At 72.2% G+C, this 23719-nt stretch carries 22 protein-coding genes; 15 read left to right on the top strand and 7 right to left on the bottom strand.

Annotation, left to right across the window (positions count from 1 at the left end):
• Window positions 1–41 precede the first annotated feature (41 nt).
• From ACIBI9_RS33040 to ACIBI9_RS33005, 8 genes are all read left to right on the top strand, one after another.
• Window positions 42–1016: an ABC transporter substrate-binding protein gene (locus ACIBI9_RS33040; RefSeq protein WP_397227710.1), complete on the top strand. Its 975-nt coding sequence runs from the start codon at window positions 42–44 to the stop codon at window positions 1014–1016.
• Window positions 1009–1998 carry an ABC transporter substrate-binding protein gene (locus ACIBI9_RS33035; protein WP_397227708.1) on the top strand — a complete coding sequence of 330 codons (990 nt, stop codon included), beginning with the start codon at window positions 1009–1011 and terminating at the stop codon, window positions 1996–1998. The genes ACIBI9_RS33040 and ACIBI9_RS33035 overlap by 8 nt, the downstream gene beginning before the upstream one ends.
• A complete protein-coding gene (locus ACIBI9_RS33030; protein WP_397227706.1) occupies window positions 1995–2816 on the top strand; it encodes an ABC transporter permease in 822 nt (273 codons plus the stop codon). Before ACIBI9_RS33035 ends, ACIBI9_RS33030 begins: the two co-directional genes overlap by 4 nt.
• Window positions 2813–3553: an ABC transporter ATP-binding protein gene (locus ACIBI9_RS33025; protein ID WP_397227704.1), complete on the top strand. Its 741-nt coding sequence runs from the start codon at window positions 2813–2815 to the stop codon at window positions 3551–3553. The genes ACIBI9_RS33030 and ACIBI9_RS33025 overlap by 4 nt, the downstream gene beginning before the upstream one ends.
• A complete protein-coding gene (locus ACIBI9_RS33020) occupies window positions 3550–4842 on the top strand; it encodes a hypothetical protein (RefSeq protein WP_397227702.1) in 1293 nt (430 codons plus the stop codon). Before ACIBI9_RS33025 ends, ACIBI9_RS33020 begins: the two co-directional genes overlap by 4 nt.
• A gap of 140 nt (window positions 4843–4982) precedes the next feature.
• Entirely contained in the window at window positions 4983–5786 is an 804-nt protein-coding gene (locus tag ACIBI9_RS33015) for an LLM class flavin-dependent oxidoreductase (protein ID WP_397227700.1), read from the top strand.
• Window positions 5776–6876: an LLM class flavin-dependent oxidoreductase gene (locus ACIBI9_RS33010; protein WP_397227698.1), complete on the top strand. Its 1101-nt coding sequence runs from the start codon at window positions 5776–5778 to the stop codon at window positions 6874–6876. Before ACIBI9_RS33015 ends, ACIBI9_RS33010 begins: the two co-directional genes overlap by 11 nt.
• Complete coding sequence (locus ACIBI9_RS33005) at window positions 6873–7754, top strand: ABC transporter substrate-binding protein (RefSeq protein ID WP_397227696.1); 882 nt, start codon at window positions 6873–6875, stop codon at window positions 7752–7754. The genes ACIBI9_RS33010 and ACIBI9_RS33005 overlap by 4 nt, the downstream gene beginning before the upstream one ends.
• A gap of 244 nt (window positions 7755–7998) precedes the next feature.
• Here ACIBI9_RS33005 and ACIBI9_RS33000 read toward each other — a convergent pair whose 3' ends face one another.
• Window positions 7999–8982 (bottom strand): hypothetical protein, encoded by a 984-nt coding sequence (locus ACIBI9_RS33000; RefSeq protein WP_397227694.1) that lies wholly within the window; start codon window positions 8980–8982, stop codon window positions 7999–8001.
• A gap of 163 nt (window positions 8983–9145) precedes the next feature.
• Between ACIBI9_RS33000 and ACIBI9_RS32995 the strand changes: the two genes are divergently transcribed.
• The 3 genes from ACIBI9_RS32995 (at window position 9146) to ACIBI9_RS32985 (ending at window position 11870) form a co-directional block, all read left to right on the top strand.
• On the top strand, window positions 9146–10390 hold the full coding sequence (locus tag ACIBI9_RS32995; RefSeq protein WP_397227692.1) for a sensor histidine kinase: 1245 nt from the start codon (window positions 9146–9148) through the stop codon (window positions 10388–10390).
• Between the two features lie 85 nt (window positions 10391–10475).
• Window positions 10476–11117, top strand: a complete 642-nt coding sequence (locus tag ACIBI9_RS32990; RefSeq protein ID WP_397227942.1) for a response regulator — start codon at window positions 10476–10478, stop codon at window positions 11115–11117.
• A gap of 117 nt (window positions 11118–11234) precedes the next feature.
• Entirely contained in the window at window positions 11235–11870 is a 636-nt protein-coding gene (locus ACIBI9_RS32985) for a hypothetical protein (protein WP_397227690.1), read from the top strand.
• On the opposite strand, the gene ACIBI9_RS32980 is transcribed toward ACIBI9_RS32985, so the two are convergent.
• The 3 genes from ACIBI9_RS32980 to ACIBI9_RS32970 all read right to left on the bottom strand — a co-directional run bounded on the left by ACIBI9_RS32980 (window position 11838) and on the right by ACIBI9_RS32970 (window position 15197).
• On the bottom strand, window positions 11838–13577 hold the full coding sequence (locus ACIBI9_RS32980) for a serine/threonine protein kinase (protein ID WP_397227940.1): 1740 nt from the start codon (window positions 13575–13577) through the stop codon (window positions 11838–11840). The genes ACIBI9_RS32985 and ACIBI9_RS32980 overlap by 33 nt on opposite strands.
• A gap of 354 nt (window positions 13578–13931) precedes the next feature.
• Window positions 13932–14501, bottom strand: a complete 570-nt coding sequence (locus ACIBI9_RS32975) for a dihydrofolate reductase family protein (RefSeq protein ID WP_397227688.1) — start codon at window positions 14499–14501, stop codon at window positions 13932–13934.
• Between the two features lie 369 nt (window positions 14502–14870).
• Window positions 14871–15197 (bottom strand): helix-turn-helix transcriptional regulator, encoded by a 327-nt coding sequence (locus tag ACIBI9_RS32970; RefSeq protein ID WP_397227938.1) that lies wholly within the window; start codon window positions 15195–15197, stop codon window positions 14871–14873.
• A 152-nt stretch (window positions 15198–15349) separates the two neighbouring features.
• Between ACIBI9_RS32970 and ACIBI9_RS32965 the strand changes: the two genes are divergently transcribed.
• Both ACIBI9_RS32965 and ACIBI9_RS32960 read left to right on the top strand, forming a co-directional pair.
• Window positions 15350–15778: an STAS domain-containing protein gene (locus ACIBI9_RS32965; RefSeq protein WP_397227936.1), complete on the top strand. Its 429-nt coding sequence runs from the start codon at window positions 15350–15352 to the stop codon at window positions 15776–15778.
• 436 nt (window positions 15779–16214) lie between these two features.
• Entirely contained in the window at window positions 16215–17042 is an 828-nt protein-coding gene (locus ACIBI9_RS32960) for an SAM-dependent methyltransferase (protein WP_397227686.1), read from the top strand.
• Between the two features lie 170 nt (window positions 17043–17212).
• On the opposite strand, the gene ACIBI9_RS32955 is transcribed toward ACIBI9_RS32960, so the two are convergent.
• The gene (locus ACIBI9_RS32955; protein ID WP_397227684.1) at window positions 17213–17614 is read right to left on the bottom strand and encodes a hypothetical protein; all 402 of its coding nucleotides are present in this window, start codon (window positions 17612–17614) and stop codon (window positions 17213–17215) included.
• 54 nt (window positions 17615–17668) lie between these two features.
• On the opposite strand from ACIBI9_RS32955, the gene ACIBI9_RS32950 reads away from it, so the two are divergent.
• Window positions 17669–19957, top strand: a complete 2289-nt coding sequence (locus ACIBI9_RS32950; protein ID WP_397227682.1) for a polysaccharide lyase 8 family protein — start codon at window positions 17669–17671, stop codon at window positions 19955–19957.
• A gap of 113 nt (window positions 19958–20070) precedes the next feature.
• Complete coding sequence (locus ACIBI9_RS32945) at window positions 20071–21876, top strand: cytochrome c oxidase assembly protein (protein ID WP_397227680.1); 1806 nt, start codon at window positions 20071–20073, stop codon at window positions 21874–21876.
• 5 nt (window positions 21877–21881) lie between these two features.
• On the opposite strand, the gene ACIBI9_RS32940 is transcribed toward ACIBI9_RS32945, so the two are convergent.
• A complete protein-coding gene (locus ACIBI9_RS32940) occupies window positions 21882–23075 on the bottom strand; it encodes a Dyp-type peroxidase (protein ID WP_397227678.1) in 1194 nt (397 codons plus the stop codon).
• Window positions 23075–23620 carry a copper chaperone PCu(A)C gene (locus tag ACIBI9_RS32935; RefSeq protein WP_397227676.1) on the bottom strand — a complete coding sequence of 182 codons (546 nt, stop codon included), beginning with the start codon at window positions 23618–23620 and terminating at the stop codon, window positions 23075–23077. The genes ACIBI9_RS32940 and ACIBI9_RS32935 overlap by 1 nt, the downstream gene beginning before the upstream one ends.
• Window positions 23621–23719 lie beyond the last annotated feature (99 nt).

The following is a 23719-nucleotide window of genomic DNA, read 5'->3' as shown; positions in this document are numbered from 1 at the left end:
TTTTTTGTATTTCCTACCAACTTACAAGCAAACTCTCCTCCATGACCACCGCCGCACTCGACACCATCTGGTTCACCCGCTGTCCCGTGCCCACCGCGACGGGCATCGCGGCGGACCAGGGCTGGCTGGCCGGGGAGTTCGCCGCCGACGGGATCGAGGTCCGGTCCCTGCAGGACGACTCGCCTGACGTCCCCCGCGAGACGCACTACACCCACGCCCTGACCGGCCTGTTCCGCGAGGGCGGCAACGTGCCCGCGCTCTGGGCGCGCTCCCGCGGCGAGGCCACCCGGCTCGTCGGGCTCACCTGGATCGAGGAGCACCAGGCCGTCCTGGTCCGCGCCGGCACCGCCCTGGAGCGCCCCGAGCAGCTCAAGGGCCTGCGCCTGGCCGTTCCCCGGCACCGCATCGCGATCGACTTCTGGCGGGCCATGGCCCTGCGCGGCTTCCACGGAGCCCTGTCTCTGGCCGGGCTCGGCCTCGGCGACGCCGAGCTGGTGGACGTCGCGGCCGAGCCGGGCGGCGGCCAGTGGGAGGCCGAGCTGGCCGCGCTGGCCGCCGGCGAGGTGGACGCGGTCTACGTCAAGGGCGCGCTCGCCGTCGAGGCCGCCCTGCGCCATGGCGCGGAGGTCGGCATCGACCTCGACGCCGTGCCGGACCGGCGGGCGCGGGTGAACAACGGCACCCCACGGCCGATCACCGTGCACCAGCGCCTGCTCGACGAGCATCCCGACGTGGTCACCCGCTTCCTCGGCGTCCTGCTGCGGGCGGCCGACTGGGCCGCCGATCGCCCGGCGGAGGTCGCCAGGATCCTCGGCGCCGAGACCGGCGCGGGCGCGACCGGCGTGGCCGCCGCCTACGTCCCCGGCGCCTCGCTCCACCTGGACCTGTCGCCCGAACGCCTCGACCTGCTGGCCGAGCAGGAGCACTTCCTGCACGGCCACCGCTTCCTCGAATCCCCCGTGGACGTCGCGGCCTGGGCCGACCACACCCCGCTCCAAGGAGTCACCCATGCGTAAGCTGCTGCTCGCCGTCCCTCTCGTCCTCCTGGCCGCGGCCTGCGGCGGCGGCACCGGCGCCACCACCGCCCAGGAGCAGGTGGTCGTCCGGATCTCCGACCCGGGCAACAGCGGTTTCCTGGCCGTCGCGAAGAAGGACGGCAGCCTGGACGCCGCCCTGGCCAAGGTCAACGCCAAGGTCAAGTGGGCCGGCGACTTCTCCGTCTTCGCCCCCGCCGCCCAGGCCATCAACGCCGGCTCGCTCGACATCGCGACCGGCTCGATCACCTCCGGCGTCACCGCACTGGCCGTCAAGCCCAGCTTCAAGATCTTCGCCACGGTGCCGCCCGACCTCGCCGGCGAGGGGATCGTGGTCAAGAACGGCTCGCCGATCAAGTCCGTCGCGGACCTGGCCGGGCGCAGCGTGGCCGTCGGGCACGGCGGCACCAGCGAGTATCTGCTGCTCAAGGCGCTGCGGACGTTCAACGTACCGGTGGACAAGGTCAAGCGCGTCTACTTGCCGCCGCCGCAGACCGCACCGGTCTTCGGCTCGGGCAAGGTGGACGCCTGGTCGACGTTCTCCACCTTCCTCATCCCCGCCGTCACCGACCTGGACGCCCGGATCCTGGCCGACGGCGAGGCCATCAAGTCCGACAACCACGTGATCTACGTGGCCGCCAACAAGCTGCTCGACGAGCATCCCGAGGTGGTCAAGGCGCTGTTCGAGTTCATCAAGGAGGGCAGCGCGAAGGAGATCGCCGACCCGGCGGCGTACCTGAACGTCTTCACCCAGGCGGGCCCGCAGGCCGTGCAGGGCAAGCAGAAGGACCTGGTGGTCGACATCCAGAAGAAGGGCAAGCCCGCCCAGGCGGTCACCGCCCCCGAGATCGCGAAATATCAGGATGTCGCGAAGTTCTTCCTCGACCAGAAGGTGCTCACCGCGCCACTGGACGTCTCCCAGCACGTCGTGGACGTGACGACGCTCGGGAACGCGAAGCAATGAGCGCCGCAGTGCAGGGGCTCGTCGCCCCGAACCCGCCCCGTGCCGCCGGACGCGCGCCCGCGCTGACGTTCGCGCTGCGGGCCATCGGCCCCGTCCTGCTGCTGGCGGCCTGGTACGCGGCCACCGCCTCCGGCGCCCTCACCAAGGACGTGCTCGCCGGCCCCCAAGACGTCGTCAAGACCTTCGGCGAGCTGTGGGCCGACGGCCAGCTCCCGGAGGCGCTGCGCGTATCCGTCACCCGGGCCGGCCTCGGCCTGGTGCTGGGCGCCTCCACCGGCCTGCTGCTCGGCGTCGTCTCCGGCTTCACCCGGCTCGGCGAGGAGCTCGTGGACTCCTCGATGCAGGCGCTGCGCGCCATCCCCTTCCTGGCGCTGACCTCGCTGTTCATCGTCTGGTTCGGGATCGAGGAGGCCTCCAAGATCCTGCTGATCGGCGTGGCCTGCACCTTCCCCATGTACGTCAACGTCTCCAGCGGCGTGCGCAACGTGGACCGCAAGGTCGTCGAGGCGGCTCGCTCGTTCGGCCTCGGCCGGCTCGCGATCGCCCGCGAGGTCGTGCTGCCGGGGGCGCTGCCGTCGGTCTTCGCCGGGCTTCGCCTGGCCACCACGCTCAGCGTGATCGCGCTGATCGCGGCCGAGGAGATCAACGTGACGGCCGGGCTCGGCTACCTGATGGCCCGGGCCACCGACTACCTGCGTACCGACATCCTGGCGCTGTGCGTGCTGCTCTACGCCGTGATCGGGCTGCTGGCCGACCTGGCGCTGCGGCTGATCGAGCGGGGGACGATGCCCTGGCGCAGGGCGGTGAGCATCCGATGAGTCCCGAATCGTTGGGCCTCGCCGTACGGACGAGAGGGCTGCGCAAGGTCTTCGGCGAGCGCGCCGTGCTCGACGGAGTGGACCTGGACGTGCGCCGCGGCGAGTTCCTCGCGCTGCTCGGCGCGAGTGGCACGGGGAAGACCACGCTGCTGCGCATCCTGGCCGGCCTGGACGCCGCCACCGGCGGAAGCGTGCTCGTGCCCCCGGTGCGCACGGTCGTCTTCCAGGAGCCGCGGCTCATCCCCTCCAAGCGCGCGCTCGCGAACGTGATCATCGGCCAGGGCCGCTCCGCCCGCGCCAAGGGGCTCGAGGCCCTGGCGGAGGTCGGCCTGAGCCGGCACGCCGACGCCTGGCCCGCGACGCTGTCCGGGGGCGAGGCCCAGCGGGTGGCGCTGGCCAGGGCCCTGGTGCGCGAGCCGGAGCTGCTCCTGCTGGACGAGCCGTTCGCCGCGCTCGACGCGCTCACCCGGCTGCACATGCAGGACCTGATCGCCGAGTTGTGCGCCCGGCACCGCCCGGCCGTGGTGCTGGTCACGCACGACGTCGAGGAGGCGATCCTGCTCGCCGACCGGATCGCGGTGCTGCGCGGGGGCAGGTTCGTCACGGACCTGCAGGTCGGCCTCGACCGTCCGCGCGACAGGACGGACCCCGTCTTCGTCGAGCTGCGCCGCCGCCTCCTCGCCGACCTCGGCGTCGACACCCACGCGGGCACGCCGCGCGCGGAGGTGGCACGGTGACCGCGCCGACCCCGCCCGCACCCCGCACACCGAGGGCCGCGACCACGCCGGTCCGCCCTGCGCCCCGCGCACCGAGGGCCGCGACCGCGCCGGTCCGGGCTGCGCGCCGGGCACCGGGCACCGGGGCGACCGCGTGGATCGACGAGAACGCGCCCGTACTGACCCGGCTCGCGGACCGGATCTGGGCCTACGCCGAGCCGTCGCTGCGCGAGTGGCGCTCCGCGCCGGCCACCGCCGAGTTGCTGCGTGCGCACGGCTTCACGATCTCGTGGGGCACCGCCGGTCTGCCGGCCGCCTTCGTCGCCACCTCCGGTGACAGCGGCCCCGTGCTCGGCTTCAACGTCGAGTACGACGCGCTGCCCGGCCTGTCCCAGCGCGCGGGCGTGCCTCGCCACGAGCCCACCGTGTTCGAGGGCGACGAGTACGCCCCCGCGTACGGTCACGGCCACGGGTGCGGCCACAACGCCCTGGCGGCGGCGTCGACCGGCGCGGCCATCGCCGCCGCCAGGGTCCTGCGCGGCCGGGCGACGATCAAAGTGTTCGCCTCCACGGGCGAGGAGCAGCTCGTCGGCAAGGCGTACGCGGTGCGCGACGGCGCGTACGACGGCCTCGACGCCTTCCTCGACTGGCATCCCGCTCCCGTCACCGGAACGGGCTGGGACGTCACCAGCGCGCTGTACTCGGCCACGTTCTCCTTCCTCGGCTCGCCCGGCCACGGCTCGAACCCGCTGGGCACCCGGAGCGGCCTGGACGGCGTGCTCCTGCTGACCGGCATGATCGAGCGGCTGCGCGCGGGCAACGTCTCCCCGTCGGGCCGGATCGGCTACGCGATCGGCGGCGGCGGCGCCCCCAACGTCACCCCCGACCTGCAGACGTTGTGGGTCTACGTCCGCGAGGCCACCCACGAGCGGGCCAGGACCCTCTATGACAAGGTCGTGGCCTGCGCCGCGGCCGCCGCCGTCGCGAGCCAGACCCGGCTCGAACACCGGCTCGTGACGGCGATCAGAGAGGGGCTCGGCAACCGGGCGGGCGCCCGTCGAGCCGGACCTGGGCGGGCCGTCCAGCGACACGTCGGAGGTGAGCTGGACGGCGCCGCACCTCAGCCTGACGGCGGCGGTGGTCCCGATCGGCGTGCCGCTGCACTCATGGGCGGCCACGGCCTCCACCGGCACCACGATCGCCCACGCCGGGCTGCTGGCCGCCGCCCGCTACCTGGCCGCGGCGGCCGTCACGCTGGTCGAGCAGCCCGAGACGCTGGCGGCGGTCCGGGAGGAGTTCGCCGCCCGTGAACGGGGGCCGGGACCGCTGCCCGCCGGGGCGGAGCCTCCGTACCACCTGCCGCCGCCCGCGTTCCTCGAAGAGACGGGGCAGTCGGCGCGCCCGGTCAGGACGCCGCCCGTTTCCGCCGAACTCCTAGGAAAGATCTGACATGACCGGCCACAGCACGACCCACCCCGCGACGTCCCGCTTCCACGCCGTCCTCCCCACCAGGGGCACCGCCGCGCCGGAGCTGCCCGCGTTCGTCACCGACGTGCGGCCCGCCCTGGCCGATCCGGCGGGACGGACCGCCGTGGCCGCGGACCTGGCAGGGCTGGCGGGGGCGCTGATGCCGTTCGACCCCGGCGGGCAGGAGTCTCTGACCGTCGCCGCGAACGTCCTGCGCCGTACCCGGCACCTGCGCGTGGTCGCCGGGTTCCACGCCGCGGCCGCCACCCCCGTCTACGCCGCCAAGCTCTCGGCCTCGCTGCAGCGCTTCGCCGCCGGCCGGCTGGGCTGGCGGCTCGCGGTGGACCTGGACCCGGCCGCGGCCAGGGCGCAGGGCGACTTCCTGACCGGCCCCGACCGCTATGCCCGCGCCGGCGAGTTCCTGACCGTCGCCAAGGGTGTATGGCACGGCGGCCCGTTCGACTTCCGGGGCGACTTCTACGAGGTCGCCGCGGGCGGCTTCGGCCCGCCACTGTCGGCGCAGCCCTTTCCCGAGGTGCAGCTCTCCGGCACCTCTCCCGAGGCCCTCGCCCTGTCGCGGCGGCACGCGGACGTCCACGTCTTCGCCGAGGGCGACGACCTGGACGCCCTCGTCCCCGAGCTGCCGGGCCTGCGCTACGGCGTCCACCTGGCCTCGCTCGACCACGTGGAGGAGTACGCCCGCCGCGGCGTGAGCGAGTTCTTCGTCCGTACCGAGGACGTCTACCACCTCGGTGAGCACCTCAAGGAGCAGGCTCTTGCCGGTTGACATCTACTGGCGCATCCACATGGAGGGCGACCAGCCGTCGCTGCGCCGCAGGGTCCGCAGCCGTGGCGGCTTCACCCCGGGCGGCACCGCCCCCGGCTCCCGGGACGGCCGCGACGACGGCTACACGCACGCCGACTACATGGCCGAGGTCGCGCGGGCGGCCGAGGAGTCCGGCTTCGTCGGGGGGCTGCTGCCGAACTTCCCGCACACCGACGACCCGTGGGCGGCCGCCGCGACGCTGGCCCGCGAGACCACCTCCTACCGCTTCATGGTGGCCTTCCAGCCCGGGTTCCTGCACCCGGTGCAGGCGGCCCGGATGACCGCCACGCTGCAACGGGCGACCGGCGGCCGGATCGTCTACAACGTCATCTCCGGCGGCGGTGGTCCCGCGCAGCTCTGGTGGGGCGACAAGGTGGACCACGACGACCGCTACGCGCGGACCTCGGAGTTCCTGGACGTGCTCAAGGGCGTCTGGGAGGGCGGGCACACCCATCACGGCCGCTTCTACCAGGTGGAGGACGCGGGGCTGCCGGAGGAACTGGCCGGGCAGCCGTTCCCGGAGATCTTCTTCTCCGGCTCCTCCCCCGCCGCCATCGACGCCGCCGGCCGTCACGCCGACTACTACCTGTCATGGCTGGAGCCGTTCGACGCGCTGGCGGAGAAGTTCGACGCCGTACGCGCGCACAGCGCCACGCCGCCCCGGTTCGCCGTACGCGTGGACGTGCTGGCCCGTGAAAACGAGGAGGAGGCGTGGGAGGAGATCCGTCAGGGGTGGGCGGCCAGGCCGCGCGGCGACGGCTCCGGCGGGGGCGACTCCGTCGGCGTGCGGCGCAGCCGCTCCTTCCTCGCCGAGGCCGGTGACGACCCCCGCGGCCTGGAGGTCGCCCCCAACGTGTGGGGCGGGTTCAGCCAGTTGCGCGACGGTCCCGCCTTCGGCCTGGTCGGCGACTACCACCAGGTCGCCGAACGCCTCGACCAGCTCCTGGACCTCGGCGTGGACGCCTTCATCCTGGCCGGGATCCCCCATCTCGAAGAGGCCCGCCGCGTGGGCCTCCATGTCTTGCCGCTACTGAAAGGACGCACCTCATGACCACCCGAGTCGGCTTCTTCCCGCAGAACAACACCTTGTGGGTGGCCCGCCACCGCGACCTGCTGCCCGGCGTGGAGTGGGTGGACCTGAACGCGCTGGGCCGGGGCGCACCGGTCGATCCCACCAGGGCGCTCCCGTCCGCCCACAGCGACCATCTGTTCGACGGCGGGTACGACTTCATCGGCACCGGCTCCACTCCCCCGGTCACCGCCCAGGCCAGGGGCCACGACATCGTGTACGTGGCGATCTCGGAGCCACGGGTCGAGAACGGCCGCCTGGTGGTCCGGGACGACTCGCCGATCGGCTCCGTGGCTGAGCTGAAGGGCAAGCGGGTGGCGCTCGGGCACGGCTCGTGGCAGACCACGCTGCTGCTGCTGGCCCTGGAGCGCGCCGGGCTCGGCTGGGGCGACATCGTCCCCGTGGACGCCTACGGCAACGCCGCCGAACTCCTGGTGAACGGCGACGTGGACGCCTGGGTGGGCTCCTACCCGTACCTGACCCCGGTCGAGTCGCGCACCAGGACGCTCGTGGAGACCGACGGCCTGTTCAGCCACCGCTCGCTCTGGTTCACCCGCCGCGACTTCGCGCGGGAGCGGCCCGACGAGCTGGCCAGGATCGTCACCGCGCTCCAGGAGGCCGACCGCTGGACCGCTGAACACCCGCGCGAGGCGGCCGCCCTGTTCGACGGCGACCTCGACGCCTGGGAGCACGCGCTGCGCACCCGCCCCTGGGGGTTGCACCCGGTCAGCGAGGAGTTCGTCGCCGAGCAGCAGCACGCGGCCGACCTCTTCCACGCCAACGGGCTGATCCAGGAGAAGATCTCGGTCGCGGACGCCGTACTTCCCGAGATCGGCGAACTGGTGCGGCGGACCCGCTGAGCCCTCGCAACGAGAACGCCGCCGCGGGCCATGGCCAGGACTGCCTCGACGAGCGGCGCTCCGCCGAGGGGCGGCGCAGGGACCGGGCGGCGATCGCGACGGCGACGATCGCGCGCTGCCGGGCGCGCGACGAATACGACCTCGTGAACGTCGCCGCGAACGGCGGCGTGACCGTGATCCTGGATCGCTGTCTCAAAGTCGAGCAGCGCGCAGCGGGGCGGGGTGCTGGTTCCTGAAGCGTTCGTCACCGCGTACGCCGGGCGAGCAGGGCCAGCAGGCCGGTCATGACGAGTCCGAGCACGGCCAGCGACACGCGGTCGGTGGCGTTCTCGCCGTTGGCGATCACCCCGAACACGGTGTGCGCCACGAGCGCCCCACCGGCCAGCGCCAGGCTGTGCCGGTCGCGCCACCCGCCGTGCGCCGTCCACCGGCGCAGCAGCACCCCTGCCACCACCGCCAGGAGCGCCGCCGCCACCATCGGGACCACCACCCAGCCGCCTTGGGTGAAGGCCGGGTGCCGGGCGCCGCCGAAGGGGAACAGCAGCGCGAGATATCCGAACGCCACCACCCCGGCCAGGCACGCGACGACCGGCGGCGCGGGAACCCTCCGGGGCGCGGCGACCGGCAGAACCTGCGGGCGGGGGACGGACCGCAGCGCGAGCACCGCGAGCACCGCGATGGCCAGCACGAACGCCGCGAGCGCCACCGGCGGCGCCTGGTAGCCGGGGTCGATGAAGGCCGCCGTCCACCGCAGCAGCAGGACGCCCAGCACGAACACCACCCCTGACACGACCAGCCCGGCCCGCCCCAGATAGGGCTGATGGCGAAGAGCCGGGACGATGAGATCGACCAGCAGGATCGGCAGCGCCACGCTGAAGACCGCATGGTAGGGGATGTTCAGCTCGGTGTAGGCGCTGTTGAGGCCTAGGATCCTGGGGGCCCAGTCGGCCACGCCGTAGATGGTCGGGCTGGTGAGCGCCTGCAGCGCAAGCCCTTCCTCCACGATCCCGTACGCCGCCCCGAGCAGCAGGATGGCGGGCCGGCCCCGGCCGGTACGGCGTACCAGCTCGCGGATCAGTACGGTGCCGGCGCCGTAGATCGGCGTCCACAGCAGCAGCAGCCACGCCTGGCGGAGGGGCGGATTGCCGAGCGTGAGCTCGGCGACGACCGGGGTGAGCCCGGCCAGCAGGAGCGCGGCCCACCGGCCGCGTGCTCGTGAGGTGACCATGCGCCGACGGTCTCTCGCGGCGGGCGCGGCGCGCTGCTGCCACCGGGCCGGTCCGTGGCCTCTTCGGTCGCTCTCAACCAGTGACTTTGGTTGCCATGGCGGGGCGGCCACGGTGACCTTGGTTGCTTACCGAGCGGCAGGCCGGCGGATACGATCTGCGGTTGTGTTCGCAGCACAGGGCCGGGACGGCGAACCCTGGAGGCACGGGGAAGCGGCAGACGACGACCGGGGACGGGAGCGCGCAGCCGCGAGCCGCTCGGGTTCGGGGCGGTCGCGGCGTGACTGGGCCGTCGGGGCCGGCGGCATCGTGCTCGCCGTGGCCGGGGCCGGCGCGGTGGTCTGGGGGGATCTGGCCCCGGGGACGCCCGGCTGGTACCTGTGGGCCGACGTGGCCGGCGGGGCCCTGGCGTGCGTGGGGCTGTGGCTGTGCCGGCGGTGGCCGGTGGCCGCCTCGCTGGCCGTCATCGTGCTGTCGGTCCCGGCCGCGGCCGCGTCGGTGGCCGCGGGGATCGCCACGCTCATCGCGGCGCTGTACCGGCGACCGCCTTCGGCCGTCGCGGTCGGGGTTGCGTGGGTGGCGGCGACGCTGGTCAGGTTCGCCTGGCGGCCGCCCGGGCTGGCGCCGTACCCGGTGTGGGCGCTGGTCGGCGTGCTGTTCGGCGGGGCGATCACCGGCTGGGGCATCCTGGCCAGGACCCGGCGGGAGCTGCTGGCGTCACTCGCGGAACGGGCCCGCCGCGCCGAGGCCGACCAGCGGCTGCGCGCGGAGGAGGCCCGCCGCGCCGAACGCCTCGGCATCGCCCGCGAGATGCACGACGTGCTCGCCCACCGGCTGTCGCTGCTGGCGGTGCACGCCGGGGCGCTGGAGTTCAACGCCGGCGCCAGGCCGGACGAGGTCGCCGAGGCGGCCGGGGTGATCCGGACCAGCGCCCACCAGGCCCTGCAGGAGCTGCGCGCGGTCATCTCCGTGCTGCGCGAGAGCCCGTCGGCCGAGCTTCCGCTGACCGGGCTCGCGCCGCTGGTGGAGGAGTCGCGGCGGGCCGGGATGCGCATCGAGCTGCACGAGCACGACGTACGCTTCGCCGACCTGCCGGAGACGACCCGGCGCACCGCGTACCGCGTCGTGCAGGAGGGGCTGACCAACGCGCGCAAGCACGCGCCCGGCAGGCCCGTCACCGTCGTGGTCTCCGGCGCGGCCGGCGGCGAGCTGACGGTCGAGGTGCGCAACCCGCCGCCCGCCGGGCGGGAGGCGGCGGGGTTGTCCACGACCGGGGCCGGAGCCGGGCTGGCCGGGCTGGAGGAACGGGTCTCGCTGGCCGGCGGGTGCCTGGAGCGGGGACGCACCGACAGCGGCGGGTTCCGGCTGGCCGCGCGGCTACCATGGCCTCGTGAGCGGCCCCATGAGTGAGCCTTATGAGTGAGCCGGTGAGCGGTTCTGCGGGTCCACCTGTGAGTGGCACGCCCCTCGGGGGCCCGGGAGTGCGCCCGCCGCGATCCGGGTTCTCATCGTCGACGACGACGCGCTCGTCCGCGCCGGGCTGACGCTGATGCTCAAGGGCGCGCCCGCCCTCCAGGTGGTGGGCTCGGTGGCCGACGGCGCTCAGGTCCAGGCCGCGGTCGGCGAGCACTCCCCCGACGTGGTGCTGATGGACATCCGGATGGCCGGCGTCGACGGCATCGACGCGACCCGCAGGCTGCGCGCCCGCCAGGACGCGCCGGAGGTCATCATCCTGACCACGTTCGACGCCGACGAGCACGTGTTCCGGGCGCTGCGCGCGGGAGCCAGCGGGTTCCTGCTGAAGGACACGCCGCCCGAGGGGATCGTCGAGGCGATCCGGCGCGTCGCCGCCGGCGAGCCCAGCCTGTCGCCGAGCGTCACCCGGCGGCTGATCGCCCACCTGCAGCCCGAGGAGGACGACCGGCGGCGGGCCGACGCCCGGCGGGTGCTGTCGGCGCTCAGCGACCGCGAGCGGGAGGTGGCGCTCGCGGTCGGGCAGGGCAAGACCAACGCCGTCATCGCCGGAGAGCTGCACATGAGCGTGGGCACGGTCAAGGGCTACATCTCCCGCATCCTCACCAAGACGGGCCTGGACAACCGCGTCCAGCTGGCCCTGGTCGTCCACGACGCCTCATAGGACGAAGGTCGCCCGCGCCGTGGTGCTCCGGGGTGTCAGCTGTCCGGGCCGCGCCTGGCGAGGACGAGCACCAGCACCAGGACGGCCACGCCGGCCAGGCCCACGACGTTGAACCTGGTGGCCAACGGCCTGCGGGCCACGCTCGCCGACACCTCGGCCGTACCGGACCGGGACGCGCACCGCCTGGCCCGATCGCTGGCGCACCTGGCGTTCACGCGGCGCTTCCAGCGGGAGGCGATCGACCACTACCTGGCCGCCGCCGACCGCGCCTGCGCCGCCGCCGACCGGCACCAGGACCGCCTGAACGGGGCTGACACGGCGGTCTCGATCGCCGACGGGCGGCTGGCGCTGAGCCCGTTGCTACGGGCCGCCGAACAGGCGGGCGATGCCGGCCCGCGTACGGCCACGCTCGCCTCGGCCCTCGCGGTCGCCTGCCGCTACCTGGGCGGGGACGGCCTCGCTTCCGTGCGCGCACACATCGCGCAACTGCTCGAAGCGGCGAGTGGAGGTTCGGCCGCGACCGCACGTGCCAACGCGGGTCCGGCATCAGTGCGTACCGCGGCGCTGCTCGCTACGCCTCGCTTGCCGCGAGCCTTGCGGATCGCGTGCAGCAGCGGGAGAAGCCGGGTGACATCGTTGCGGTTGCACCGGTCAAGATCACGGCCAGGGGGCGCCGCCTGCGCCGGTGATCAGGCCGGGTTCCGGCCCCACGCCGTCCGATCACTGTCCGTCCTGGTAGACCATGGGGCCTGACTCCTTGAACGCCGCGCGCGAGGCGTCCTTGAGCCACTTGGTCGCGGTGGCGTCTCTGGTGAGGTTCGTGTAGACGGCCAGGGTACGGATCACATATCGGCCGCTCTGTCCGGTCCACGAGTACAGCTGTACGTTCCACCAGTTCGACGTGTAGCAGATGCCGGTTGAACCTGGACCCGCCCGGGGGCACCGGATACCCCAGTCCTGCACGTAGACGTTCTTGAGCCTTGAGTACGCGGTGCCGGCCCTGCCCGAGTCCTTCAGCGGAACGACCCAGACGGTCACCATGATGCGCCCCTTCGGGGCGCCCGAGCTGACATAGGCGCCCACGGCCATGTCGTCGCAGCGTGCCTTGCGCAGGGCGGACTTGACCCTGGCGTCGGGCCACGGGCTCGGGCAGTCTTCCACCCCAGCCGCCTTACGGCTGAAACGCACCCCCTCGGCACTCGTGAAGGACTTCGGCAGCAGGGCGTCGGCCGTGATCGGGGTCGGGTCTGTGCTCTCCTTGTTGAGGTCCGCGGGGTTGAACGGATCCTCGGTCGGCTCTTCCGAAGCTGTCTGCGAAGGCGTCGGCGCAGGTGTGTCAGAAGGGCTCGGCTGGGGGGAGTAAGCGGAGGTGGGCTGGGAGGTCTGGCCGTCCGACAGTGCTCCCCGTACCGCGTTCTTGACCACGGCCCGTACGCCCACCACGGCCAGCACCAGAGCAACTGCTCCAGCGCCGACAGTCAGGCCGATCTTCTTCGACCGGCCGCCGCCGCTGGGCGGAGGCTGGGGAGGGACGCCCCATCCAGGTGGCCCATGCGGCTCCGCCCGGCCGGGAGGCATGTTCTCCTGCGCCGACAGAGGCGGCCGGAGGGTGAGCTGCTCGGCCTCCGGCATGCCCATCGTGGCGTGCACCGCCGGCCGCTGAGCGAGTGGGGCGGGAGGCTCGTCGCCGGTCAGGCGGCGCAGTAGGGCGGCGGCGCTCGGCCGGGCCGTAGGGTCCTTGGTCAGGCAGGCCGCGAGCGCCGGGCGCAGTTCCTGCGGCACGGACGACAGGTCGGGTTCGCGGGTCAGAATGGCGTGCATGATCACGGGAAAGGTGTCTCCACGGAAGACCTGCTGCCCGGTGGCCGCGTAGATCATGGAGGTCGCCCAGCTGAACAGGTCGGCCGCCGGGGTGATCGGCGCTCCGCCGAACTGCTCCGGCGCCATGTAGACGGGGGTGCCCACCACGCTGTGCGTGTCCGTCTGGGCGGTCACCCTGGCGATCCCGAAATCGATCACCACGGGCCCTTCCGGACCCATGATCACATTGTGCGGCTTGAAGTCACGGTGGACGATCCCGGCCCGGTGGATGGCCGCCAGCGCGGTGAGCGTGGCCACCGCGAGCCGCTCCAGCCCGCTGCCCGAACGCGGGCCCTCGGTCCTAACCAGCAGGTCGAGCGACGGTCCTGGGATGTGCTCACTGACGATGTACGGCCGGCCGCCCACCAAGCCCGTGTCCAGCACCCGCGCAGTACAGAACGGAGCAACCTGGCGAGCCGCCTCAGCTTCGCGCAGGAACCGGCGGCGTGCGTTCTCATCCGCCGCGGCTCCAGCGTGTAACACCTTGACCGCGACCTGCTCCTCGGACGACCCTTGGCCCAGGTAAACCGTTCCCTGGCCGCCCCGCCCCAGTACACCGACAAGCCGATAAGGGCCGATCTGACGTAAATCTTCCGGCATGAGCGAGTGCACAAGATCTCACCTTAGCGTTTGCTGGGAAGATCTCCTCAATGTCACACACAACGGGTCAAGTCACTGTGAAACCTTCGTGGCCATCGGCAGCGATCTCGGCGCACCTGACGAGCTAAGGGCTGACGACCCGATGCGATGCTCGCCGACCGCGGCTACGACAAGTACCCTCCGCCCAGTGGGCAAGCTGCGAATCCGTCCGCTGATCGCCCGCCGGGCATCCGCTGAGAGATCCACACCGACCTCCGCGAAGCCTTCCCCCACCTCGCCTGCTGGTGCCGACTCTGCTCACTTTGTCAGAACCTCTTAGCCGCGACCTTGGCATCGGTGGGGGCCGGCGGTCACCTACCGGGAGGTGAGCTGGTAGTGCGACACCACGACCTGGCCGTCGAGCACCTGTGAGTCAACGAACCGCAGCTTGTGGCGCTGCTCCGGCGCGGCGAACAGTCGCCGACCGCCGCCGAGCACCACCGGGTGCACGGCGACGTGATACTCGTCGATGAGCCCCAGCTCGGTCAGCGAGGCCGCCAGCGCGGCGCCGCCGGTGAGGAGCAGGTCCCTGCCCTCCGGGCGCGCCTTGAGGGCGGTGACCTCCTCGGCCAGGTTGCCGGTGATGACGCGGCTGGTCCACTCGTCGGCCGGGTACGTGCGGGAGAACACGATTTTCGGCGTGGCACGCCAGAAAGGCGCGAAAGCGGTGACATGCGGGTCGTCCGACATCGACTCGGCGTTCGGCCAGAACCCCACCATCATCTGCCACACCGGACGTCCGAACAGCAGAGTGTCGACCCTCTTGTCCAGAGCTTCGGAGTACGCGGACAGCTCCGGGCCCATCACCGGCCAGTCGAACTCCCCGTTGGGCCCGTCGATGAACCCGTCCACCGACGCGTGCACCCAGTAGATGATCTTGCCCATGAGTTGCCTCCTCTTGTCTGTGCGGTCATGGGTAGGTCGGAGCCGGCCGCTGTTTATCGACATGCCTCCAACATCGGTCGGCATCAGGTCGAGATCAGGGTGATCCACCAGTCGGGTTTCCATGACGCCTCCCTTCCGCATCGCTGTCGCTGCCTGCGGCTTTGGCCTGCGGCGACAGGCCGGGACATCCGTGCGGGCCCCGTGACCGCCGCGGAGGGGGCACGGGTTCGCCACGGAAGGACCACGGAGTCCGAGCAGGGCCGATCGGTGGACCTGGCTCATCCTGGCCGCGCGCACTCAGCTCCGCGCCGGCCCGATCACTGGCCACCGCCCTGGGAGAAACCCGCACCACCTGATCCGTCCCCAACCTCAGGGCTGGTGCGGGGGCGGGCCGTCGGGCAGGTCGCGGTCGGCGAGCATGGCGATCAGGCGGCGCACCGGCATGCCGGCCTCGGTGGGGTAGCGGAAGTCCAGGTCGGTGTTGAGGGTGTAGCGGTTGTGGCGGCCGACCCGTTCGCGGGTGAGATATCCGGCGTCGTGCAGGTCGTTGACGATGCTCTGCACGGTGCGTTCGGTGATGCCGATCCAGGAGGCGATCTCGCGCAGCCGTACTTCGGGGTTGCGGGCGATCTCCAGCAGCACGCGGGCGTGGTGGGTCAGGAAGGTCCAGGCCGGGGTCTCGTGACCGGGCTGCATGGCGCTCACACTTTCAGTCCGTAGTGACGGATGGTGTCGGGCTGGTGACGGGATTCAAGTTTATAGTGAAAGCCCTTTCAGGTAACCTCCTTCAGGGGTTACGGTCAGAGAACCACCAAAGTCCCCGTACCGATCGAGGAGGCGGATACGTGATGTCTGAACAGGCGGCCGGCCGCCATGCCGATGACCTGGCCGCGGAGGCCGACGTGACCCCGCTACGCCTGACCAGCCGAGCCCTGATCGGCGGCACCCTCATCGAGGTGGCGGGCGAGGTGGACGCCGCCACCGCCGCCAATCTGACCGCCTGCATCGAGCGTGGGCATCCGGACGCCGGCCTGCCGCTGGTGCTGGACATGTCCGGGGTGAGTTTCATGGACAGCTCCGGCCTGCACGTGCTCGTCCAGCAGTACCACCGTCAAGACGAGCATGGCACCGGCCTGTACCTGGCCGCCCCGCACGAACGGGTCAGGCGCATCCTGAAGCTCACGGGCGTCGATCAGATCCTGCACACCTATTCCGCGCTCGATCAGGCGCTGCTGGCCGCCGACGTGATCGATCCCACGCCGCGCTCCGCGGCATGACCTGACACTCTCCCCATGGCGATATCCCGCGCGAGGTGAGCCGGCGAACGCCGGGCGGTCCTCGGCGCGCTCGTGTACGCCTGTCAACCCAACGGCGAAGGCCCGCGGCACTGTCGGCATGGCCCCGACCGTCCGCGGTGTTTCCACACCGGCGGGGCGGGCATCCGTGAGGCCGGCGAACTCGAGGGAGTGACGCCAGTTCGAGGTATTGGCGTCACTCCGCCTGCCGGCCGTGCGCGGAAGCACGACACGTCGTCCGTCGTCTCGCCCGGCCCGCGCCTGGCAACCGGCGATCAGCCTTAACGGCCGCAGACTTTACTCAACGGGCGGCGTTTCCAGCGGTAACAGGGCGTCGCGTTCCGCTACCCTCCCCACCGCGACCTGCCCACCACAGACCTACACAGGAGAACACCCGACGATGCCGACCGACCCGTTGATGTCAGCACGGTTCCCACGGACCTCGCGCTACCACCCGGACTGGATCCGCTCCAGCGTCAGCGGCGGAGCCAACTCACTGTGGCTGACCGAATGGCTCACCGAGGCGATGTCGTTGGGCCCCGGCATGCGGGTGCTGGATCTGGGCTGCGGGCGCGGCGCCTCATCGATCTTCCTGCACCGCGAGTTCGAGGTCCAGGTATGGGCCACCGACCTGTGGTTCAGTCCCGACGAACGCATGGAACGCATCCGCGACGCCGGCGTTGAGCACGCGGTGTTCCCCCTTCACGCCGACGCGCGGTCCCTGCCGTTCGCCACGGGTTTCTTCGACGCCGTCGTCAGCATCGACTCGTTCGTCTATTACGGCACCGACGATCTGTACCTGAACTATCTGGCCAGGTTCGTCCGGCCAGGCGGGCAGATCGGCATCGCCGGTGCCGGCCTGGTCCAGGAGATCGACGGGCCGACGCCCGAGCACCTGACGGCATGGTGGGAGCCGAGCATGGCCAACCTTCACTCGGCCCAGTGGTGGCGCCGCCACTGGGATCGCAGCGGCGTCGCCCACGTGGACGTCGCCGACACGATGACCGACGGGTGGAAACACTGGCTGGAATGGCAGCGGGCGATCGCACCGGACAACGAGGTGGAGATCGACGCCATGACCGCTGATCACGGACGCCACCTCGGCTATGTACGCGCGGTCGCCCGTCGCCGGCCGGATGCCATGCTCGACGAGCCCATCTCCTCGATCCCCGTCACGTACGTCAAGCGGCCCCTGTACCGCCCCAGGACGACGACCGCGGAAGAGAGCCTGAACGCCGGCATCTGATGGATGCCTCGCGAGCCGGCAGGGCGTGACGCCCGCCTCGCGGAACACCGACGGCCATACGGAACCGGGCGCCCGGCCCAGCCTGGGGGCGGGCGCCCAGGCCACCTCGCCGTTTCAGCAGATCGCGGCGCCGACCCGAGCGTCGCGGTCTCCCGTCGCGGGAAACCGCATCACTCGACAGACTCGCCGCCTTCGCGCTGGCTCTGCACCGAACGCATCATGACCTGACGCGCGCGCGTGAGGTGTTCGCGTAGCTCTCTGAGACCCGCGTCGACGTCGCCCTTGACCGCGTGCTCGAGGAGCGTGACGTGCTCCATCACCGAACGCTGGAGGTCAAGACGGGCCGGATCGACAGCCCGAACAGCACCGAGAAGGTGGGGCGGCGTGGCGGCCGCGTCCTGCATCGTGCGGATGGCCTCGCGAGCCGGGTCCCACCTGGAGTCAGGGCCGTCGGCGGTGGCAGCGCGTTCGTAGGCGAGCTGCTCCAGGGCGAGCCTGAGGGAGTAGAGCTCGTCGACCTCCAGCCCGAGTAGCGGCGGCTCACCGTCGCGGTGGCGGAATGATCCACCCACCTGGGGACATATGATCGTTTCAGCTGGTATTCGCCCGATTGTCGGAAGGCCTCCATGACCCACCCCCTCAGTCGGCGGTCCGCCCTGCTGGGCGCCGCGGCCCTGACCGGCCTCGCCGTGTGGGAGAGACCGGCCGAGGCGGCCGGCGCCGCCGCGTTCGACGCCGCGCGCGAGCGATGGGTGAGCCTGCTGGCCGGCGGATCGTACGACTCCGCCTACGCCGACAAGACGCAGGCGGTCGAGGGCTCGGCCAACGCGGTGCTGCGCAAGCTGAAGCCCGTCCCCGGCGGCCCGAGCCTGTGGCCCGACCTGCCGCTCGGAGACCCCCGGACGGGCAACTTCAACCGCGCCTACAACCGCATGCGTACGCTGGCGCTGGGCTGGGCCACGCCGGGCACCGCCATGCACCGCAACGCGCAGGTCGCCGAGACCGCGGTCAGCGCGCTGGACTTCCTGTACGAGCACGCCTACCGCGAGGGGCTCGACCGGCAGGGCAGCAACTGGTACTGGTGGGAGATCGGCGTCCCCCGCGCGCTGACCGACACCTGCGCCCTGATGTACGACGGCCTGCCCAAGGACCGCGTCGAGCGCTGGCTGCGCCCGTTACGCCGCTGGTGCCCCGACCCGGAGCGCCGCGTCAGCCACCCCGGCGTCGTCGAGACCGGCGCCAACCGGGCGGGCAAGGCCATGGCGGTGGCGATGCGCGGACTGCTCACCCACGACGCACGCCTGGTCAAGCGCGCCAGGGACGCGGTCTCCGACCTGCTGCGGCGGACCAGGGGCCCGGGCGACGGCTTCTACCGTGACGGGTCGTTCATCCAGCACGACGTGTACCCCTACACCGGCAGCTACGGCGTGGACTACCTGGACAGCGTGGCCAAGCTGATCGCCATGCTCGCGAGGTCACCGTGGGAGATCGGCGGAATCGGGAACGTCTACGAGATCGTGGACCGCTCGTTCACGCCGTTCATCTTCGACGGGCTGATGATGGACTGCGTACGCGGCCGGCAGATCTCGGTGCAGGGCCACCGCGACTACCACTCGGGGCAGAAGGCGGTCGAGGCCGTCCTCACCCTGCTGGAGGCGGCGCCCGAACGCTATGCCCGGCGCTGGCGACCGATGGTGAAGGGCTGGCTCACCCGCAACCAGGCCATCCCGTACGACACGCTCGCGCCGCTGCCGAGCATCGCGGGGGCCAAGGCCCTGCTGGCGGACCCGACGGTGCCGGTCGGCCCGCGCATGACGGGCACGTACGTCTTCGCCGACATGGACCGGGTCGTGCACCGCCGTCCCACCTGGGCCTACGCGATCGCGATGAGCTCGGAGCGGATCGGCGCCGCCGAGGCCATGAACCGGGAGAACCTGCACGGCTGGTACACCGGCGACGGCATGACCTACCTCTACACCGGCGACCTCACCCACTGGAACGATGACCTGTGGCCCACGATCGACCCGTACCGGCTGCCGGGCACGACGGTCGACACCCGCGGACGCGCCGATCTCCCGCACGGCAAGCGCCGCCTGCCACCCACCCCGTGGGCGGGCGGCGTGGCGCTCGACGGCGAGTACGGCGTGGCGGCCATGAAGCTGGTCGCCGACGGCTCCTCGCTGCGGGCCAAGAAGGCGTGGTTCCTCCTCGATGACGCGGTGATCGCGCTCGGCGCCGGCATCACCGCCTCCGACGGCCGCCGCATCGAGACCATCGTGGAGAACCGCAACACCCACGACACCCACCCGCCGCTGACCCGGGGCGACGGCTGGGTCCACCTGTGCGGTGTGGCCGGTTACGCGCTGCTCGACGGCGGCAAGGCGAAGGTGATCCGCAAGGAGCGCACCGGCCGCTGGCGGGACATCGACAAGGGCGCCACCACCGGAGGCGACAAGACCCCCGTCACCAGGCACTACACGACGATCCTGGTCGACCACGGCGTCGATCCGCGCAAGGCGCGCTACGCCTATGCCGTGCTGCCCGACGCCTCCGTCGCCCAGACCGCGGCTTACGGCCGGCAGATCAAGGTCCTCGCCAACTCCCGTACGGTGCAGGCCATTTCCCGCGACGACGTGCTCGCCGCCGTCTTCTGGCGCGCGGGGACCGTCGAGACCGCGGACGGTCCGCTCGCCGCCGACGGCCCCTGCGCGTTGGTGATCCGCCGCGACCACAAGCAGGTACGGCTCGCGGTCTCCGACCCGTCCAGGACCGCCGAAGAGGTGAAGATCACGCTGCCGTGGCCGGTGAAATCGGTCAAGGGAAGCGACCGCAGCGTGCGCAAGTCCAAGAAAGCGGTCAAGGTGGAAGTCGGCGGCAGCCGCGGGCACGCCCACACCGCGGTGGTGCACGTCTGAAATCCCTGAGCCCGAGTGGGCGAGGGCATTGCCTGATCACCGTGGCCGGGGCTCTGCCCGTGTGGCACCATGCGAATATCCCAGCGTGGGCCCCCTAGCCGGGCGGAGCCGCCATGAAGGCCCCGGAACGGATCTACGCCGGTGCGGCGGTGGCCGCCGGCGTGGTCGTGCTGGTCGTCGTGCTGCGGTTCGGCGGCGCGATCCAGCCGGAGCTCCCGGGACTGCCGACGGCCGGGCCGGTCACCGTGTGGGGGCTGCCGCTGGTCCGCTTCTGCTACGACCTGTGCGCGCTCGCCTGTGTCGGAACGCTCACGGCGGCCGCCCTCGCCCCGAGCGGCGCGCCGGAGTCCGAGGCGTGCCTGCGCGCGGCCGGCTGGTGGGCGCTCGGCTGGACCTTCGCCGCGCTGCTGAGCTACGTGCTGACCCTGTCCAACCTCATCCCCCTGCCCGTCGCGGACCTGCTCGCGGCCCCTGACCTGCTGCAGTTCGGCACGGCGCTGCCGCAGACCCGGGCCCTGCTGTGGGTCCCGGCCGTGGCGGCGCTGGCGGCCGCCTCCACGCGGCTGCGGACGCTGCCCGCCTGGGTCCGGCCGACGATCGCCGCCTTCGGGCTGTTGCCGCCCGCGTACGTGGGGCATGCCGCCTCCGCCGGTGACCACGACCTCGCCGTGTCCGCGTTGATGTCGCACCTGGTCTCGGTCTCCGTCTGGGTCGGCGGTCTGGCCGCGGTGCTCGTCCACTTCCGCCGCTCCGAACACCTCCCGACGGTGTTGCCCCGCTTCAGCACGCTCGCCCTGTGCTGCTTCGCCGCCGTGGCCGTCTCCGGCGTGGCCGGCGCGTGGGTACGGCTCGGCACCCTGTCCGACCTCTGGCAAAGCACCTACGGCCAGCTCCTGCTGGCCAAGACCGCCGCCCTCGTGACCCTGGGCCTGTTCGGCTGGACGCACCGCCGCCGCACCGTCGCGGGCGTCGCCGACCGGACCGTACGCCACACCTTCGCGCGGTTGGCGACCGGCGAGGTGACCGTGATGGCGGCGGCCGTCGGACTGGCCGTCGGGCTGTCCCGTACTCCGCCACCGCCGGGCAGCGGCGGCGGCCACGATCACCTCGTCCTGGAGTATCCGCTCGCTCCCTTCACTCCGAGCGTGCTGATCAGCGAGGTCCGTTTGGATCCCACCGTCCTGCTGCTCCTGGCGCTGCCGGCCGTCGCCTACCTGGTCGGCGTGCGCCGGGCCGCATCGTGGCCGGTCGGGCGCACGGTCGGCTGGTGCGCGGGAGTGGCGCTCATGGCGTTGGTGCTGCTGGCCGGAGTGGGCGGATACGCGCGGGCGATGCTGTCGGTGCAGGTCCTGCAGCACGTCGTGCTCACCGCCGTCGCCCCGCTCCTGCTCTGCCTGGGCGCCCCGCTCACCCTGGCCGCCTCCTTACGCGAGGGCCTCGAACTTCCCGCCCGCCGCCTGACCCACCCCGCCTTCCTCCTCTCCGCCTACCCCGTCGCGTTCCTGCTGCTGTACGCCACGCCGTGGCTCCCGTGGTCTCTGTCCGGCTATGCCCCGCACCTGCTCACCCAGGTCCTGTTCTCCGGCCTCGGCTTGCTCGCCTTCTGGGTGCTGGCGGGCGTCGACCCGCTGCCCCGCCCGATTCCCTGGGCCGTCCGCGTCCGGCTGCTGGCCGCCGTCGCCCTGACCCACCTGGCCCTGGGCGCGTTCCTGCTGCTCGGTCCGCCGGTCGCGAACGACTGGTTCTCCCTGGCGACGCCACCCGGCGTCCCGGACATCCTGGCCGACCAGCGGGTGGCCGGAGCCGTGGCCATGCTCCTCCCGCTGCCCGTCTTCGCCGTGCTGGCCCTACGCATGGCCTGGCTCAGGCAGGCGGCGCTGGCCCGCGTACGGACAAGCCCGCCCGCGCAGCAGCGGTGAAGAGGTCATGCCAGCAGGCTCTGCCCGATCCAGCCGCCGGGCTCGCAGCCCGGCGGCAGGGCGAACACGGCCGATCCGATCGGTGTGGTCCACTCGTTGAGCAGGTCGGCCTCGGCCAGCCGGCGCTGGATGGGCAGGAACTGGGCGCTGACATCGGCCTGGTAGGAGGCGAAGATCAGGCCGCTGTCGGAGTGCCCGGCCGAGGTGAACCCTTCGTCGTAGTTGTAGGGACGACGGAAGATCCCCTTGGCCGGGTCGGTGCTGTGCGCTCGCCTGATGTGGGCGTACTCCGAGATGACCGGGAACCCGACGGCCGTCAGCTTGGCGAAGTCGGGCGGATCGTGCTCGGCGGTTCCGGTGAGCGGGGCGCCGGTGTCCAGGCGGCGGCCGACGGTGAACTCCTTGGCGACCCGGTCGGCGGCGTCCCAGGTCTCCATCTCGGCCCGGATCCGCCGCAGCACCAGCGTGGTGCCGCCCTGCAGCCAGGCGGGCGCGCCCGCTCCGGCCCACACCACGCGGTCGAAGACAGGGGTGCCGGGGACGGGGTTGGCGGTCCCGTCGAGCTGGCCCATGATGTTGTGCTGGGTCAGCCCGGAGTCCTGTACACCGGCGGCACGCCGGAAGCCGCGCTGCATCCACCGGACGCGGGTGAAGGCGCGGGCGTCCTTGATGATCATGCGGAGGGCGTGGGCCACGGTCAGCGGATCGTCGGCGCAGATCTGCACCAGCACGTCCCCGCCGTTCCAGCGGGGCTGCAGCTTGTCAATGGAGAAGCGCGGCAGCGCCTTCACCGAGGCCGGGCGCGAATCCTTCAGGCCGACCGCGTCGAACAGACCCGGACCGAACCCGAACGTGACGGTCAGCCGGGCGGGCAGCACCGCCAGCTCGGGTTCGGTGTCGGCCAGGGCGGGACCGCCCGCGCTCAGGCGGCGGGCGTCATCGGTCAGCAACCGCATCATCCGGGCCACCGCCTCGCGGCCGACGCCGTCGCGCCGGTCGAGGCCGACGAAGACGGCGTGGGCCTGCGGGGTGGTGGCGATCCCGGCCTGGTGCGGGCCGTGGAAGGGCTCCACGGCTGAGCCCGGTGGAGCGGCCTGCGCCTCGGCCGGCGCCGCGAGCACGCCGGCCGCGACGGCGGCGCTGGAGGCCAGCAGGCCCCGCCGAGTCAGGCGGGACCTGCTACCGGTGTACGCGTCCATCAGCTCTTGTCCTCGCCGGGCTGGTAGTTCTCCTTGCCGCCGGCGAAGTCCTTGCCGATCGCGGTGAACCGGACGGTCGCGCCGTCGGCGAGCGTCAGCGTGAAGGGCACCTCGGCGCCGGGCTCCACCTTGCCGGTGACGCCCATCAGCATGATGTGATCGCCACCGGGCGCCAGCTGGTGCGAGCCGTGGGCGGGGACGACGAATCCGCCCTCCTTGGGGCGCATCACCATCTTGCCCCCGGATTCCACCACCTCATGCAGCTCGACCTTCGGGGACAGCGGCGAGGTGCCGGAGACGACCGTCAGCTCGGCGTCGGTGTTGTTGACCAGGGTGCCGAAGGCAGCGGTCATGCCCTTCTCGCCGGTCTTGACCCAGGGGTCGGTGATGGTCAAGGCGGGCGAGGGGGCGTCGGTGGCCACCGCGGCCGCGGCGCGCGACGGCGGCGCCGCGGCAGTGGTCTGGCCACCGCAACCGGACACGAGCACGGCCGCGGCCAGCGCCGCGGCAGGAAGGAGCAGAGAACGCGAACAGGGAGAATACATGGTGGGCCTTTCCAGGCAGGCCTCGGCGCACGGTGGCGTTCCCACCGCGCCGAAGGCAGATCACACAGGGTCGCTTGACGCGGCCGCGCCGACGGCGGC

The organism is Nonomuraea sp. NPDC050451, assembly GCF_044458585.1.
The sequence above is the reverse complement of the archived record's forward strand: the minus strand, read 5'-3'. Positions and strand labels throughout refer to the sequence as shown.